Genomic DNA, 16,657 nt, shown 5'->3' with positions numbered 1-16,657 from the left:
TGTCAGTGCGTGAGCGCGGGCGTCTTGGCGCGCAGGAACCAGGAGGCGCCCTGCCTGGCGGCGACGAACGTCCAGCCCGGATTGACCAGGAAGGTCGTGACCTCGGAGGCGACGATGGCCGGCCCCTCGATGGCGACGCCGGGCAGGATCGAGGCGCGGCTCCACACCGGCGTCTCCACCGGCCCGTCCTGGCCCACGAAGTGGCACACGCGGGTGGAGGCGGGCGGCGGCGGCGCCTTGCGCTCGGCCTCGGGCACCGGCTTGATGTCCTCGAAGCGCACCGTCTCGTGGTGCACGTAGGCGGCCACGCGGATGGTGTTGATGCGGATGCCCGCCTCCGGCGCCTGGGAGCCCTCGCCGAACCGCTTGCCGTAGTCCGCCGAGAACTGGGCGATGATGGCGAGCACCTCCGCCGGCCCGTGGACCTCGTGCTTCTCGATCACCGCCGTGGTCTGCACGAGCTGGTTGCCGTAGCGCATGTCCAGCTCCAGATTGTGGCGGATGTCGGCCAGCGGCACGCCCTGGCGCAGGAGGTCCTGGGTGCCGCGCTCCTTCAGCTCGGCGACGATGGCGTTGAAGCGCTCATAGTCGTCGAACAGCGCGCGGGTGTTGCTGTCGTACAGCACCATGTAGAGCGACTGCTCGTGGATATGGAGCTGGTGCATGTTGCCCGCGCCCACCGCCGAGAAGACAGAGGAGAGGGGCGGGGCCAGGATGCGGTCGATGTTGAGGTTCTGGGCGATGCCGCAGCAGTGCAGCGGGCCGTTGCCGCCATAGGCGAGCATGGTGAAGTCCTTGGGGTCGTAGCCCCGGGCGCGCAGCTCGGTGAAGAGCCCGTTGGCCATGTTGTCGTCCACCTTCTCGCGGATCAGCAGCGCCGCCTCGATCACCGAGCAATCGAGCTCGTCGCACAAGGTGTCCTCGATGGCCGCCTTGGCCCGGCGCGGGGTGAGCGGAATGGAGCCGCCCGCGTAGTTCTCCGGATCGAGATAGCCGAGCAGCAGGTCGGCGTCGGTGACGGTGGGGCGCATGCCGCCGCGGTCGTAGCAGGCGGGGCCGGGATCGGAACCCGCGCTTTCCGGGCCGCACTTCACGGTCTTGTACATGCGGTCGTAGGAGGCGATGGAGCCGCCGCCGGCGCCGAGCGTGACGAGGTGCACCATGGGCACCGACACCAGCCAGCGGTCGATGACGGGGTTGAAGTCGTAATGCTTCACGCCGCCTTCCACCACGATGCCGATGTCGTAGCTGGTGCCGCCCATGTCGGTGGCCACCACGTTGCCGAGGCCGGTGAGCATGGCGAGGTGCTCGGAGGCGCCGATGCCGGAGACCGGGCCGGAATGGATGGTCTGCAGCGCGTCGGTGGAGTTGAGCTGCGCCATGCCGCCGGAATTGTGGATCACCAGCATGGGCTTCTCGTAGCGATGGGCCCTGAGGTTCTGCTCCAGCGCCGAGAGCGCGTGGTACATGGTGGCGTGCAGGTAGCCATCCACGATGGCGGAGGTGGCGCGCACGTATTCGCCCTTTCGCCCCGCCACCTGGTGGGAGAGGATGACCGGAATGGCGCCGAGCAGGTGGGAGGGGTATTCCTCCAGCAGGATTTCCTCGATCCGCTGCTCGTGGGCGGGGTTCACCACCGCGTTCACCAGCGCCACCACGATGATCTGGGCGCCGCGATTGACCAGCTCGCGGATCTGGACGCGCACGTCCTCCTCGTCGAGAGGCATCACCAGCTTGCCCTGGAAGTCCACCCGCTCGCGGATGCCGCGGATCATGTGGGCCTCCACCAGCGGATCGGGCCGCTTGGCGTTGGGCATGTCCTGCTGGCCGAGGTTGTCGAGCCCCTCGCCATAGCCGCGGGCGCGGCTCAGCGGCACGGTCGCCTCATAGCCGGCGGTCACCAGCATGCCGATGCGCGGGCCCTTGTGCTCGATGAGGGCGTTGGTGCCGAGGGTGGTGGCGTAGCGCACGCTGTCCACCGCGCCGAGAATTTCCTCAAGCTGAAGCCCCAGCACGTTGCACGCCTTGCCCAGCGCTTCGTTGAAGCCCATGGCGAGGTTGTGGTGGGTGGTGAGGGCCTTGGCCTCGATATACTGCTGGTCCCAGACCACGAAGCAGTCGGTGAAGGTACCACCGATGTCGACGGAAACGCGTTTCATGTCTCCTCCCTGAGGCATTGGGGTGGGCGCCGGGCGCCGCTGATGTTGTTGTGTTCGCCGCGAAGGGCTGCTCCCCCTCCCGTCGGGGAGGGGGAGGATTGTTCAGTGGCCGTGGCCGTCCTCGCGGGCGACCGCCGGGCCGGCGTAAGGCGCGGCCGCTTCGCCCCGCGCGGCCCACTGGGCCTTCAGGGCGTCGACGTCCACTTCCATGTCGTAGAGCGGGGGGTGGCCGGGAACGGCGTATTCGGTCTCCACCTGCGTGCCGCAATGCGGGCAGCAGTATTCGAGAATGCGCACCCACTCCGGGTCCGGGCTGAAGGTGAAGCGGTACTTCTCGGGATCGATGATCGGGGGATGGATCTCGGTGGGATCACGATCGTGGACGAGCAGTCCTTCCTTGTAGTTCCCGCGCGCGGGCGCGATCTCGTGATCGCACACCCGGCATTCCCATTTCTCCGATCCAAGGTCGATGCGGAGATACTCGGTCATCGCGACTTTCATTCTCTCAATCCTTCCGGCTCAGCAGGATGTCTCCCGCATCGCTGATGACGAACTGCCAGCCCTCGGGGACGCGGCAGGTGAAATAGTCTTCCTCCAATACGGCCGGCCCGGCCGCGAAATGGCCTGCGGCGAGATCGGCGAGGCGATAGACCGGCACATCGATGCGGCCGTGGCCGCGGATCAGCACGTTGCGCTTGCCATGGGCGGGCGCAGGCGCCTTGGGGGCGAAGGCGGCGGCCTTCTCGGCGGCCGAGCGCAGGCTCTTCACCGCCTTCAGCTCCAGCTCCACAGAGCGTGCGGCGGTGAAGGCGGCCGGCACCACCGGCTGGTCGCCGAGCACGAAGGTCTCGGTGCGCCCGTCGCCGAAATCCGCCACCAGGCGGGCCTCGAGGGTGTAGCTGCCCTCGGCGCAGCCTTCCGCGAACATGTCGCGGGCGGCCTTCACCTTCAGCGTCGCCAGCGTCTCGGCCAGCATCGCGGGATCGGAGATCGTCACCTGGTAGCGCTGGGAAATGTCGCAGGCGCCGATGCCGTAGGCGGAGAACACCGCCGCCATCTGCGGGATGGCGACGCGGCGGATGCCGGCCTTGTCGGCCACGCCGCAGGCGTTGAGCGGCCCGGCGCCGCCGAAGGCGAGCATCACCGTCTCCGGCGAGATGGCGGTGAAGCGGTGCAGCTCCGCCGCGATCTTCTCCTCATAGGCGAACTCCATGCGCAGCAGCGCCTCGTCGAGGCTCGCGCCGAGCGGCGTCGCGATGCTGGCGGTGACCGCCGCCGCCGCGCGGTCCAGGTCGAGCCCCATGCCGCCGCCGAAATAGGAGGTGGGGTCGAGCAGGCCGCTGAGCAGGCTCGCGTCGGTGATGGTGGCCTCGCGCCCGCCGCGGCCGAAGCAGGCCGGGCCCGGCACCGCGCCCACGCTCTCGGGGCCGATGACGATGCGCCCCTCCACTACCTTGAAGATGGAGGAGCCGCCGGCGCCCGCGCTCAGGATCTCGCACAGGGGGAAGGACACCGAGATGCCCTCCACATGGCCGCGCCGCACCTCGGCCACGGTGCCGTCCTTGTACTGGCCGATGTCGGTGGTGGTGCCGCCCACGTCGATGGAGACGGTATCCGTGAAGCCGTAGCGCCGCGAGAAGGCCTTCATGCCCTCCATGCCGCCGCGCGGGCCGGAGGAGTAGGTCTTGATGGCGATGGTCTTCGCCACGCGGGAGGCGTCGCCGTCGTTGCGGAAGATCAGCAGCGGGTTCTTGGTGCGGTAGGCGCGCAGCCGGTTCTCCGCATTGTAGAGGAACGCCTCCATGGAGGGGTGCAGGAAGGAGTTGATGAGCGCGGTCCAGGTGCGCCGCTCCCCTTCCACGTCGGTAGTGAGGTCCGAGCCGTAGAGGATCGGCACCGCGCCCAGCAGGTGGCGCGGATACTTGCGCAGGGCGATGAGGCGGAAGCGGTCTTCGAGGGCGAGGAAGTCCGGCCCGTCGAAGCTCACCACCAGCCGGTTGGCGCCGGTGGCGGTGAGGGCGTTGATGGCCTTGACCACCTCCACGTCGGCCGCCTCGCCGTTGATCGTGGCGGCGTCGAGGAACACGATGCGGTCGCCCACCAGGGCCTCGAACACCTCGGCGTCATGGGCGGCGAGGCGGCTCGGCAGGTCGCGGGCGGCGGCATCGAGGATGAGGCCGAGGCGCGGTCCCTTGCGCTCGCAGATGGCATTGGTGCCCTGCGTGGTGGAATAGCGGATGAGATCCAGCTCTTCCAGCAGGCGTTTCACGTCCGGCGCGCCATAAAGCACGCCGGATGCCTTGGTGAGCCCCTCGAAGAAGCATTTGCTGAGGTCGTAGGGGGTGGTGAGGACCTTGGTCTTCTTCACCACGTCATCCGCCATGATGCAGATGTCGGTCAATGTGCCGCCGTTGTCGATATTGATCTGCAGAGCCATGCGAGCTGTCTCCTCCCTTTTCTTTTGGGGTGCCGGTGCGCGGCCGCGTGTCCCGCCCTCGTTGCGGGGCGGTCGATCGCGTCGCCGCTCTGATCGCAAGGCGCGTGCCAGGAGGTCTGGCTCAGGGCTGGGTCAATATTTCCGTTGAGTCCGCTCTATTTCGAGACGGGCCGAAGAGATCTTCCTCCGCGTGCGCGACTGCTTTGCGAATACGCGTCCGAAAACCGGACGCTCTTGTGCGACGCGGGAGCTTCCTGCCGCGGTGCGAAAGGGCGCGCGGCGCAAAAAAGAACGCCGCCGGTTGGGGCCGGCGGCGTGGAGGAGGTCTTTCGGGGGAATCGAAAGCGGCTTTCACTTGGCAAGCGGCGTGCCACGGCACAGATGGCCCGCCGCGGGCGTGCTACATCTGCGTGCGGCGGACCTCGTCCACCGCTCCTTCCAGGTCATAGCGGCGCAGCTTGGCGTACACGGTGCTCTTGGCGATGCCGAGGCTGCGCGCCACCGCCGTCACGTTGCCCCGGTTGGCCTGCATGGCGCCGATCAGCGCCGCGCGTTCCGCATGCTCCATGCCGCTGAGGCCGGGCGCGGGCGGGCGCGGGCCGAAGGCGGCGTCCGCCGGCGCGACGGCCGGCTCGGACGGCGTGCGGATTTCGTCCGGCACGTCGGCTTCGCCCAGCTCGGGGCCTTCGCCGATCAGGAGCATGCTCTCGATGACGTTGCGCAGCTCGCGCACGTTGCCGGGCCAGCCGTAGGCGGCGAACAGCTCCAGCACCCGCGGCGAGAGCGGGCGCGCCGGCACGCCCTGGCGTAGGGCGAGCTCGTCCACCAGCCGCGACGCGATGAGGGGAATGTCGCCGGCACGCTCGCGCAGGGCGGGAATGGTGATGGAGGTCACCGCCACCCGGTAGAACAGGTCCATGCGGAACTGGCCGGCCTGGATCTCCTGCCGCAGGTCCCGGTTGGTGGCGGCGATGAGGCGGAAGTTCACCTTGCGCGGGCGCGTCTCGCCGATGCGGTAGACCTCGCCGGCTTCGAGCACCCGCAGGAAATGTGGCTGCATGTCCTTCGGCATCTCGCCGATCTCGTCGAGGAACAGGCTGCCGCCGTCGGCGGCTTCGATCTTGCCCATCATGCCGCCGCGCCGGGCGCCGGTGAAGGCGCCTTCGGCATAGCCGAACAGCTCGCTGGAGAGCAGCTCGCGCGAGAGGCCGCCGCAGTTCAGGGCCACGAACGGGCCGTCGCGGCCGGGGCTGGCGGCGTGCAGGGCCTGGGCGAAGACGTCCTTGCCCACGCCGGTCTCTCCCAGCAGCAGCACCGGCGCGCGGCTCTTGGCGAGCTGCTCGGCGCGGGCGACGGCCTGCCGGAGCGCCGGCGAGCGGCCCACCAGCCTGCCGAAGGGGCCGGAGGGGGCCGGGGCCTCCGCGGCGCGCCGCGCCGGCGCGGGTCCGGCTCGGCCGGGAATGGCGAGCACCACGCCGAGCCGCTCGCCATCCGCCACCACCGGCTCCAGCCACTCGCGGCGCACCCAGGCGGGCAGGCCGCGGGGCAGCTCGTCGTCCCGGCGCCAGTCGAGGCGCAAAGCGGAGATGTCGGTGGAGGGCAGGTCGCCATGGCGCCGCTTCAGGTCGATCAACGCGTCGTCCGCGGCGCCGTTGGCCTTCACCGCGCGCCCGCGCCGGTCGAACACGATCACGCCGTCGGTGGTGCCGCCGGAGAGGCGCTCCATGCAGCGTTCCAGCAGCCGCAGGCGCGCGTCCATCTCGATCTGCGCGAGCCGGTTCTCGATGCGTCCGGCGGTGGCCACCACCAGGGCCAGGCTGTGCCGGTTGAAGGTGTCCGAGAGGCCGGACACGTCCACCACGCCGAGGATGGAGCCGTCATAGGGATCGCGGATGACGTCGGCGGAGCAGGACCAGCGCTTGATGCCCGAGCAGAAATGCTCGGCCGAATGGATCTGCACGGGCTGGCCGACCGCGATGGCGGTGCCGATGGCGTTGGTGCCGCAGGCCATCTCGCTCCAGGTGGCGCCGGAGAGCAGGTGGATGTTCTCCGCCGCGCTGCGCAGGCGCTGGTCGCCCTCCAGGTTCAGGATGACGCCGGCATCGTTGGTGAGCACCATCACCGTTCCGGTTTCCGCGAGGAACTCCCGCGCGGAGGCCATCACCGGCGCGCTGGCCTCCAGGAGGTCGCCGCACCGGTCGCGCAGGGAATAGAGGCTGTCCTCCCGCATGGGCGGCGGGGCCTGGTCGCGTCGCGGGTCCACGCTGCCGGAGAGGCAGCGGCGCCAGGAATCGTCCACGAGGCGGCGCAGGGCGTCGGAGCCCTCCGGGTCGCCGCCGAGGAAACGCTCCCACGACGTCATGATCTTCTGGTCGTTCTCGGGCACCGAGAAACGCTGTCCGGGCCTTGAGAAAGGCATTGTCTTTCCTCCCCCTGCGCCGCTCCCGCGTGGCGGGACGGGCGTGCCGCCCGGGACAGATCTCGAGTCTGGCTTCCTGGGGCGGGCTTTGGCGTGTGTCGTGCGCGGCTGCACGGGTCCAGGCGTGCGTTCCCAAGCCGCGGGCCCAGGCTGCGGGCCGGTGTGCGGACGTTCCGTCGCGGCGCCGTTGAGGCGTCCGCGCGGTGGCGAATGTGAAAGCCTAGCATCGATCGTGCCAGCGCGCATCGGGGCGCGGGCGGGAACTTTCAGGTTTCCGGGGCGCGCCATGCCCTTGCGTCCGGCGATTGACGGGGTGGCCGATTTTCGAACCCGGCCGGCTGAAAATCGAACGCTCCCGGTGCGCGCGGTTGTCGGGGCCCGCCTTCGGCGCCGTGGCACGCCGGTTGCTGCGCCCGCCGGCAAAGCACCGGGCGAAGGCCCGGACGGAGGAACGCCATGACCGACCCCGCCCTCGACGCGCGCATTCCCGTGACCCTGCTCACCGGCTTTCTCGGCGCCGGCAAGACGACGCTGCTCAACCATCTGCTGCAGCAGGACGCCTTCGCCGGCACGGCGGTGCTCATCAACGAGCTCGGCGCCATCGGCATCGACCAGCACCTGGTGCAGCATGTGGGCGAGACCACGGTGGTGCTCGAATCCGGTTGCATCTGCTGCGCCGTGCGCGGCGACCTGGTGGCCGCCCTGAAGGAGCTGCACGAGAAGCTCTCCCGCCGCCAGCTCCCGCATGTGCGCCGGGTGGTGATCGAGACCACCGGCCTCGCCGACCCCGTGCCCGTGGTGTGGACGCTGATGGAGGAGCGCTTCGTCGCCGCCCGCTTCCGCTGCGATGGCGTGGTGACGGTGGTGGACGCGGGCCTGGGCGCGGCCCAGCTCGACGCCCATGAGGAGGCGCGCCGGCAGGTGGCCCTGGCCGACCGCATCGTGATTTCCAAGCCGGATCTCGCCGGCCGATCCGCGCGCGAGGCGCTGGAGGCGCGCCTTGCCGCGCTCAATCCCGCCGCGCCGCGCATGACGGCATCGCACGGCGCCATCGCCACGGGCTGGGTGGCGGGCGCCGGTGTCTATGCGCCCTCGGATCGGGCGGCGCGGCTCGGGGCGTGGCTCGGCACCGAGGAGGCGCCGGCGGCGCAACACGAGGGAGGCGTCGCCAGCTTCACCCTCCATTTTGGCCGGCCGGTGCCCTGGAAGGGGTTCTGCGTGGCCCTCGGCGGCGTGCTGGCGGACCACGGCGACCGCATCCTGCGCCTGAAGGGGCTGATGAACGTGGCGGGGCTGGCCGGGCCGGCGGTGGTGCAGGCGGTGGGCCGCGTCGCCTATCCGGTGGTGCGCCTGCCGCGCTGGCCGGGGCACACGGGCCGTCTCGACCGCGGCCGCTTCGACATGCGCGGGCGGCTGGTGTTCATCACCCGGCACCTGCCGGAGGAAGGGGAGGCGGACATCCGCCGGCGGCTCGATGCGCTGCCGGATGACGGCGCCGCCCTGCGCGCCGCCGCCACCACGCCGCTGCTGCCGACCCGCTGCTGGCTCGGCGCCCGGATGCCCCAGGCCGGACGCGGCGGCTTCGAGACCGAGGGCTGGCGGGTCCAGCCCCTGCGCCCCGCCGCCCGCCGTCCCGTTCCGGCCTGAGCCGAAACCGGAGCGGCGCCGCGTGTCGTCGGGCGCGCCGGTTCTGCCGGTGGCGGGATGTTCCGGCAGGACAGTAACATCATCGCGAGTCTTCATCCTTCTTCTTCGTGAACGAGAAGATCGGGCTTCCGGATACAGTGTCACGGGGGAATTCTTTTGTGCAGTCCCCGGTTCGCGCTGCTTGACAGGCCGGCGATTTTCGAGCCATTGAACGACATGCTCCGCTTCGCGAACCGCATGATGATCCTTTTCCGCGCCCTGGCGTTTCGCCGGAGCGTGGTGATGGCGCTCGTCATCGGTCTCGTCGCGGGCCCGATGCTCAATGCGGTGAGCGCGCGCCACGTGGATGAGGCGAAAGCCGCCGCCGTGGGGCTGGACCTGGGCTTTTCCGATCCCGGCGGCCTCGTTCCGGACATCGCCTTCGCCGGCCATTCAGCGGATCAGGCCCAGCGCGACGATACGTCCTCGCCCTTGGCCGACGCTTCCGCCGTCGACCATGGCTGCCATGGTTGCGTCGCCTTCATGCTGCCGACTGTGGCCGCTGCGCGGTTCGAGCGCCTGACATCCGCCGCCAAGGCGGGCAAGCCGGTGCTCACCGCCGGCCGCATCGTCCCCACCGAAATCCGTCCTCCCTGCGCCTGATCTGATCTCTGTCCGCGCGCGGGCGCCCTGCGCCTGCGCTCAGCTCACAGTCATCGGATCAGACCATGCCGCCTCGTGCCCTCGCGCGTGCGCTTGCGGCAGCCCTCGTGCTGCTGCCGGCGACGCAGGCGCGCGCCGAAACCGCGCGTCCTCAGCCCACGCGTTCCCAATCCGCGCGTCCCCTTGTCTTGACCAGCGCGCTGGCGAGCGCGCTCGCCGCCAATCCGCGCCTCACCGCGGCGGAGCGGGATATCGGCATGGCCTCCGGCCGGTCCACGCAGGCCGCCGCGCTGCCCAATCCCGGCCTGTCGCTGGAGGTGGACAACGCCATGGGGTCCGGCTCCTACCAAGGGTTGGACCTGGCGGAGCAGACGCTTCAGATCAGCCAGCTCGTGGAGCTGGGCGGCAAGCGCGAGGCGCGCATGGCCGCCGCCGGAGCGGGCGTCACGGTCGCGCGCTGGGAGCGGGAGGCGACCCGCCTGCAGGTGCTGGCGGAAACCACAGCCGCCTTCTCCGCCGTGCTGGGCGCGCAGCAGCGCGTCTCCATCCTCGATCGGCAGGCGGCGGCCATCGCCCGCCTGTCTCCGCTGCTGCAGACGCGGGTGGAGGCGGGCGCCTCGTCTCCGGCGGAGATTTCCCGCGCCCGCGTCGCCGCGGATTTCGCCAAGGTGGAGCTGGACCGGGCGAAGGCCGCCCTCGGCACCGCGCGGCGCGATCTCGCACTGCTCATGGGGCTGGACGAGGCGAAGTTCGGCAGCGCCACCGGCAACCTGTTCAAGGTGAGCGCGCCGCCGCCCCTGCCGCGGCTCGTCAAGGACGCGCAGGGCAATCCGCAGCTCACGCGCTTCACCGCCATCCAGGGGCAGCGCCGGGCGGAGCTGCGCGCGGCCCAGGCGAAGACCGTGCCGGACGTGACCCTGGGCGTCGGCTATCGCCACTACAACGAAACCGCCGACAGCGGCATGCGCCTCACCCTCTCGGTGCCGATCCCCGTGTTCGACCGCAACGAGGGCGGCATCTACGAGGCGCAGGAATCCCTGCGCCGGGCCGAGGCCGAGGAGGCCATCGCCCGCAGCGCCCTGATCTCCCAGCTCGGCCGCGCCCATGACACGCTGAAGGCGGCCTATGAGGAGATCAGCCTCCTGCGCGCCAGCACCATTCCCGGCGCGCGCAGCGCCTTCGAGGGCGTGGAGCGCGGCTATGGCGAGGGTCGCTACACGCTGCTGGAGCTGCTGGACGCCCAGTCCACGCTCACCGATGCGTCGCTGCGCGAGCTCGACGCGCTGGTCAATTTCCACACCGCGCTCGCCACCATCGAGGGTCTGACCGGCCGGCCGGTGAACCTCAACAAGGGAAAGACGAAATGAGCCGCACGGCGCGACGCGACCTGGCGATGCTCGTGGTCGGCCTCGTGGCCGGCGCGGGTGCGCTTTATGCCTTCCAGGGCCCCACGGCGCCTGTCGCCGGCACGGTGGCCGCCGAGGGCGGAGCTGGCGCCGAAGGCGGCCACGGGGAGGGCGGCGAGTCCCACGGCGAGGGTGCCGTGGAGCTGAACGACGCCAAGCTTTCCGCCGCCGGCATCGGCCTTGAGACGGCGGGGCCGGAGCAACTGCGGCAGAAGCTGCGGCTCAACGGCCTGGTGCAGACCAACCAGGAAACCGTGGTGCAGGTGACACCGCGCTTCCCCGGCATCGTGCGCGAGATCAGGGTGCGCATCGGCGACACCGTGCGCAAGGGCGATGTGCTCGCGGTCATCGAGAGCAACCAGAGCCTGACCACCTATGACCTGAAGGCGCCCATCGGCGGCACGGTGGTGGACCGGCAGGTGGCGCTCGGCGAATACGTTTCCGAGCAGAAGCCGGCCTTCGTGGTGGCGGATCTCTCCACGCTCTGGGTGGATCTCTCCGTCTACCGCCGTGATTTCGCGCGGGTGCGCGCCGGCGACAAGGTGGAGGTGGACCCGGACGACGGCGGTGCGCCGATCGCCGGCGAGGTGGCCTATGTGTCGCCCATCGGCGCCTCCGATACGCAGACCGCGCTCGCCCGCGTGGTGATCCCCAATGACGGCCTGCGCCTGCGCCCAGGCCTGTTCGCGGTGGGCACCATCACCCTCGCGGAGAAGCCGGTGGACCTCGCCGTGCGCACCGGCGCGCTCCAGACCATCGACGGACGCACCGTGGTGTTCGTGCGCAACGGCGATGCCTTCGAGCCGCGCGACGTGGAGATCGGCGCGCGCGACGCCGAATGGGCCGAGGTGCTGTTCGGCCTGATGCCGGGCGATGTCTATGCCGCGAAGAATGCGTTCGTGGTCAAGGCGGAGCTCGCCAAGGGGAGCGCCAGCCATGAGCATTGAGAACGCTGCGTCCGAGGGCCTCAGGCTGCTGACCGCCCTCATCCATCCCCACCTCGAGGAAAAGGTGGTGCGCGCGTTGCAGGAGCGCGCGGAGTTCCATGGCTTCACCATCGTCGAGGCGCGCGGCCAGGGCCGCGGGCGCGGCGTCGGCGGCACTTATGTGGCGAGCGAGTACGACCTCGTCTACCAGCGCCACCTGCGCCTGGAGATCGTCTGCCACGCCCATGAAGTGGAGGCCGTCAGCGCCGTGATCGCCGCCGCCGGCTGGACCGGGCGCCGCGGCGACGGGGTGGTGTTCGTCACCCCGGTGGAGGGTTTCGTCCGCATCCGCGAGGCGGGCGCCCCGGCCGAAGGCACGGAGGCGGCGCGATGATCGACGCCATCCTCGCCTTCTCCATCCGCCAACGCTGGCTGGTGGTCATCGCCTGCCTCATCGTCGGCGCGTTCGGCGCGTGGAACTTCACGCGGCTGCCCATCGATGCGGTGCCGGACATCACCAATGTCCAGGTGCAGATCAACACGTCCGCGCCCGGCTTCTCGCCGCTGGAGGTGGAGCAGCGCATCACCTTCCCCATCGAGACCGCCATGGGCGGCCTGCCGGGGCTGCAATACACCCGCTCGCTCTCCCGCTACGGCCTGTCCCAGGTCACGGTGGTGTTCCGCGACGGGACCGATATCTACTTCGCTCGCCAGCTCGTGAACGAGCGCATCCAGCAGGCGAAGGACCAGCTTCCGCCCGGCGTGGAGACCGCCCCCGGCCCCATCTCCACCGGCCTCGGCGAGATCTACATGTATACGGTGGAAGCGAAGGAGGGCGCGAGGAAGCCAGACGGCACCCCCTTCAGCCCCACAGACCTGCGCACCATCCAGGACTGGATCATCAAGCCCCAGCTGCGCACCGTGCCCGGCGTGGTGGAGGTGAACACCATCGGCGGCTCCGCCCGGCAGTTCCACGTGCTGCCGGACCCGGCGCGGCTGATGGCCTACAACATCTCGTTCCGCGACGTGATGACCGCGCTGACCGCCAACAACGCCAACGTGGGCGCCGGCTACATCGAGCGCAACGGCGAGCAGTACCTGGTGCGCACGCCGGGCCAGGTGGCGAGCGTGGAGGAAATCCGCGACATCGTCATCGGCAGCCGCGACGGCACGCCCATCCGCGTCGGCGACATCGGCGAGGTGCGCGAGGGCCGCGAGCTGCGCACCGGCGCGGCCACGCTGAATGGCGAGGAGGTGGTGCTGGGCACCACCATGCTGCTGATCGGCGAGAACAGCCGCACCGTGGCCCAGAGGGTGGCGGCGAAGCTTCAGGACATCTCCCGCTCGCTGCCCGAGGGGGTGGTGGCCCGCGCCGTCTACGATCGCGCCCATCTGGTGGAGGCCACCATCGCCACGGTGGAGAAGAACCTGCTGGAGGGCGCGCTGTTCGTGGTGGTGGTGCTGTTCGTGCTGCTCGGCAATTTCCGCGCCGCCATCGTCACCGCCTGCGTGATCCCGCTGTCCATGATGCTCACCGTCACCGGCATGGTGGAGAACAAGGTCTCCGCCAACCTCATGAGCCTCGGCGCCATCGACTTCGGCATCATCATCGACGGCGCCGTCATCATCGTGGAGAACTGCCTGCGCCTGCTGGCGGAGGAGCAGCACAAGCGCGGCCGGCTGCTGACGCGGGCGGAGCGGTTCCAGACCATCCTCGCCGGCGCGAAGGAGGTGATCCGCCCGAGCCTGTTCGGCACCATGATCATCGCCGTCGTCTACCTGCCCGTGCTCACCCTCACCGGGGTGGAGGGCAAGATGTTCACGCCCATGGCGGTCACGGTGCTGATGGCGCTGGCGGCGGCGGCTCTGTTCTCCATGACGTTCGTGCCGGCGGCGGTGGCGCTGCTCGTCACCGGCAAGGTTTCGGAGCACGAGAACATCATCATGCGCACGGCGCGGCGCATCTACACGCCGCTGCTCGACGCCGCCATCAACTATCGCGCCGTGGTGGCGCTGGCGGCGGCGGGGCTCATCGTCGCCACCGGCGTCGCGGCCTCGCGCATGGGCGGCGAGTTCATCCCGAGCCTCGACGAGGGCGATGCCGCCATCCAGGCGCTGCGGGTGCCCGGCACCAGCCTCACCCAGTCGGTGGAGATGCAGGAGGCCCTGGAAAAGCGCCTGCTGCAGGTGCCGGAGGTGAAGGAGGTGTTCGCCCGCACCGGCACGGCGGAGGTGGCGACCGATCCCATGCCGCCCTCCATCTCCGATGGCTACGTCATCCTGAAGCCGCGCGCCGAATGGCCCGATCCGCGCAAGCCCAAGGCCCAGGTGATGACCGACATCGAGGAAGCCGCCGAGGACGTGGCCGGCAGCAATTACGAGCTGTCCCAGCCCATCCAGCTCCGGTTCAACGAGCTGATCTCGGGCATCCGCTCGGATGTGGGCGTGAAGATCTTCGGCGACGACCTCGACACCCTGCTTCAGGTGGCGGGGCAGGTGGAGGCCGTCATCCGTGCCGTTCCCGGCGCGGCGGACGTGAAGACCGAGCAGGTCTCGGGCCTGCCCATGCTCACGGTCTCGCTCAACCGCCCGGCCATGGCCCGCTACGGCGTGAGCGTGGCGGAGGTGCAGGAGCTGATCGAGGTGGCGGTGGGCGGCCGCTCGGCGGGCGTGCTGTTCGAGGGCGACCGGCGCTTCGACATCATGGTGCGCCTGCCCGAGGAGCTGCGCACCGACATCGAGGCCCTGCGCGCCCTTCCCGTGCCCCTGCCGCCAGCGACCGCCGACCGGGAGAAGCCGCGCCCGGCGGTGTGGGCTTCGGGCGCCAACGCGCAGATCCGCTACGTGCCGCTCGCCTCCATCGCGACCCTCTCCATCTCCCCCGGCCCCAACCAGATCAGCCGGGAGGATGGCAAGCGCCGCATCGTGGTGAGCGCCAACGTGCGCGAGCGCGACCTCGGCTCGTTCGTCACCGAGGCGCAGCGCCAGGTGGCCGAGAAGGTGAAGCTGCCGGAAGGCTACTGGATCGGCTGGGGCGGGCAGTTCGAGCAGCTGGTCTCCGCCACCCAGCGCCTCGCCATCGTGGTGCCCATCGCGCTCGCGCTCATCTTCCTGCTGCTGTTCATGAGCTTCGGCTCGGTGGCGGATGCGGCGCTGGTGTTCTCCGGGGTGCCGCTGGCGCTCACCGGCGGCATCGCGGCGCTGCTGCTGCGCGACCTGCCGCTCTCCATCAGCGCCGGCATCGGCTTCATCGCGCTCTCGGGTGTGGCTGTGCTGAACGGCCTCGTCATCATCGCCTTCATCCAGAGGCTGCGCGAGGAGGGGCGGGAGATCGTCGCCGCCGTGCGCGAGGGCGCCCTCACGCGCCTCAGGCCCGTGCTGATGACGGCGCTGGTGGCCTCCCTGGGCTTCGTGCCCATGGCGCTCGCCACCGGCCCCGGCGCGGAGGTGCAGCGGCCGCTCGCCACCGTGGTCATCGGCGGCATCGTCTCCTCCACCATCCTCACATTGCTCGTGCTGCCGGCGCTCTACGTGCTGTTCCGGCGCGAGACCAAGGCTGCCGCGCCCTCGCACGCGGCGGCGGAAAACCCTGCCTCCTGAACATCTGAGAACGGAGACCAACCCATGTTGAAGCATCTGATCGTCGCGGCGAGCCTCCTGGCCGCCAGCCCCGTGCTCGCCCAGGCCAACGCCGAAAGCGGCCATGCCCACGGCGCCCAGAAGGGACCCCATGGCGGCGCGCTGGAGGATATCGCCGGCGTGCACGCCGAGATCGAGGTGTCCGGCAAGACGCTGACGGTTCACGTGCTCGATGGCGCGGGCAAGGGCGTGGACACCACCGGCTTCTCCGGTTCCGCGATGCTGGTCCTCGGCGGGGCGCGCCAGACCCTCGCCCTGAAGCCCTCCGGTGAAACCCTCGTCGGCGAGGCGCCCGCGCCCATCGCGCCGGGCACCGCCGTGACGCTGGTTCTCAAGACCGCCGCCGGCAAGTCCGGCCAGGCGAAGTTCACGACGCACTGAGGAGACGTCCCATGACCATGATCGGAAAGCTCGCGCCGCGCGCCGCCGCGCTCGGCGCCCTTGCGGCGCTGGTTCTGCCGGCTGGCGCCGCCCTCGCGCTCGATCCGCAGCCGAAGACCTATCGCGAGAAGCAGGAGCACCAGTTCCGCGACGCGCAGCTCGGGCTGACCCACCCCGCTCCGCACGGCCGCAGCACGCCAGCGAACGCGGGGTCGGGCGGCGGCGCGGATGGCAGCAAGGACAACGCAGGCGCGCCGGCACGCAGTGGCCAGCCCGCGGCCGGGCAGCCTTCGCGGGACGGAGCCGCCCGGTGACGGCGCCTGCGCTCGACCGGCCGGCGGGAGTTGCCAGGTGAGCAGGCTGCTGCGGCTCGTCCTGCTGCGTCTGCTGCTGGTGGCCGGGTTGTGCCTGGCGCCCCTCGGCGCCGGCGATGGCCTGTATGCGTATGCGCAACCCGCGGCGGCCGTGAGCCTGACCGATGCCGCGCATCACGAGGAGCGGGATTCGTCCTCCGGACAGCCGATCTGCGCGCTCGTGCGGTGCGAGTGCCATGCCTGCCCGCATCTCGCCGTGATGGTACCGCCCAGCTGGCCGATCCGGTGGGATGTGAGGGGCCGGTGGCTGAGCGCCGATCGCGTCGCGGCCGGCGTCGCCCCGGAGGTGGAGCCGCCGCCGCCCCGAGCCACGAATGTTGAAATGGCCTGAACAGTTCAAGACGACATTCAACATTCGAGGTTCAATCATGAAGCGTTACATCATCGCCCTGGGTTTCGTCCTTCTCCCCGTCGTGGCTTCGGCCGAGCCCTATTCCCCGACGCTCAGCGCCGAGGAGCAGGAGCGGCACGAATTCATCGACGCCCAGAAGAACAACTATCCGAGCGGGAAGGCCGAAAGCGCCTCGACCGCGCCCCGGCCTCAGCCGACCGACGCCAGGAGCCAGGCCGGCCGCGTCGGCGGCACGGCTTCCGGCACCCAGCAGTGATGCTGATGGCATGACTCGA

The 16,657-nt window shown here is 70.3% G+C and carries 14 protein-coding genes; 10 read left to right on the top strand and 4 right to left on the bottom strand.

All coding sequences use genetic code 11. From position 1 onward, the window contains the following. Positions 1–2: 2 nt before the first annotated feature. The 4 genes from V5F75_RS18530 to V5F75_RS18515 all read right to left on the bottom strand — a co-directional run bounded on the left by V5F75_RS18530 (position 3) and on the right by V5F75_RS18515 (position 7,015). Entirely contained in the window at positions 3–2,159 is a 2,157-nt protein-coding gene (locus V5F75_RS18530; RefSeq protein WP_394035442.1) for a hydantoinase/oxoprolinase family protein, read from the bottom strand. Positions 2,160–2,261: 102 nt separating this feature from the next. Beyond that, complete coding sequence (locus V5F75_RS18525; protein WP_394035440.1) at positions 2,262–2,648, bottom strand: acetone carboxylase subunit gamma; 387 nt, start codon at positions 2,646–2,648, stop codon at positions 2,262–2,264. A gap of 16 nt (positions 2,649–2,664) precedes the next feature. Further along, positions 2,665–4,596: a hydantoinase/oxoprolinase family protein gene (locus V5F75_RS18520; protein WP_394035438.1), complete on the bottom strand. Its 1,932-nt coding sequence runs from the start codon at positions 4,594–4,596 to the stop codon at positions 2,665–2,667. 400 nt (positions 4,597–4,996) lie between these two features. After that, positions 4,997–7,015 (bottom strand): sigma-54-dependent Fis family transcriptional regulator, encoded by a 2,019-nt coding sequence (locus V5F75_RS18515; protein WP_394035436.1) that lies wholly within the window; start codon positions 7,013–7,015, stop codon positions 4,997–4,999. A gap of 456 nt (positions 7,016–7,471) precedes the next feature. Here V5F75_RS18515 and V5F75_RS18510 point away from each other — a divergent pair, with 456 nt between their 5' ends. From V5F75_RS18510 to V5F75_RS18465, 10 genes are all read left to right on the top strand, one after another. Continuing rightward, positions 7,472–8,662 (top strand): CobW family GTP-binding protein, encoded by a 1,191-nt coding sequence (locus V5F75_RS18510; RefSeq protein WP_394035434.1) that lies wholly within the window; start codon positions 7,472–7,474, stop codon positions 8,660–8,662. A 282-nt stretch (positions 8,663–8,944) separates the two neighbouring features. Beyond that, positions 8,945–9,304 carry a hypothetical protein gene (locus tag V5F75_RS18505; RefSeq protein WP_394035432.1) on the top strand — a complete coding sequence of 120 codons (360 nt, stop codon included), beginning with the start codon at positions 8,945–8,947 and terminating at the stop codon, positions 9,302–9,304. A gap of 65 nt (positions 9,305–9,369) precedes the next feature. Then, positions 9,370–10,671: a TolC family protein gene (locus tag V5F75_RS18500; protein WP_394035430.1), complete on the top strand. Its 1,302-nt coding sequence runs from the start codon at positions 9,370–9,372 to the stop codon at positions 10,669–10,671. After that, complete coding sequence (gene ihpB, locus V5F75_RS18495; RefSeq protein ID WP_394035428.1) at positions 10,668–11,657, top strand: divalent metal ion exporter adaptor subunit IhpB; 990 nt, start codon at positions 10,668–10,670, stop codon at positions 11,655–11,657. The genes V5F75_RS18500 and ihpB overlap by 4 nt, the downstream gene beginning before the upstream one ends. Further along, positions 11,647–12,030, top strand: a complete 384-nt coding sequence (locus V5F75_RS18490; protein ID WP_394035426.1) for a P-II family nitrogen regulator — start codon at positions 11,647–11,649, stop codon at positions 12,028–12,030. The genes ihpB and V5F75_RS18490 overlap by 11 nt, the downstream gene beginning before the upstream one ends. Further along, on the top strand, positions 12,027–15,236 hold the full coding sequence (locus tag V5F75_RS18485; RefSeq protein WP_394035424.1) for an efflux RND transporter permease subunit: 3,210 nt from the start codon (positions 12,027–12,029) through the stop codon (positions 15,234–15,236). The genes V5F75_RS18490 and V5F75_RS18485 overlap by 4 nt, the downstream gene beginning before the upstream one ends. A gap of 24 nt (positions 15,237–15,260) precedes the next feature. Continuing rightward, positions 15,261–15,656: a hypothetical protein gene (locus V5F75_RS18480; protein WP_394035422.1), complete on the top strand. Its 396-nt coding sequence runs from the start codon at positions 15,261–15,263 to the stop codon at positions 15,654–15,656. An 11-nt stretch (positions 15,657–15,667) separates the two neighbouring features. Beyond that, entirely contained in the window at positions 15,668–15,970 is a 303-nt protein-coding gene (locus V5F75_RS18475) for a hypothetical protein (protein WP_394035420.1), read from the top strand. A 37-nt stretch (positions 15,971–16,007) separates the two neighbouring features. Then, complete coding sequence (locus V5F75_RS18470; protein WP_394035418.1) at positions 16,008–16,361, top strand: hypothetical protein; 354 nt, start codon at positions 16,008–16,010, stop codon at positions 16,359–16,361. A 37-nt stretch (positions 16,362–16,398) separates the two neighbouring features. Next, the gene (locus V5F75_RS18465) at positions 16,399–16,638 is read left to right on the top strand and encodes a hypothetical protein (protein ID WP_394035416.1); all 240 of its coding nucleotides are present in this window, start codon (positions 16,399–16,401) and stop codon (positions 16,636–16,638) included. Positions 16,639–16,657: the final 19 nt, after the last annotated feature.

Origin of the sequence: Xanthobacter albus (genome assembly GCF_043194895.2) — a bacterium.
Classification (GTDB): Bacteria; Pseudomonadota; Alphaproteobacteria; order Rhizobiales; family Xanthobacteraceae; genus Xanthobacter.
This window is presented reverse-complemented; position numbering and strand designations above follow the sequence as displayed.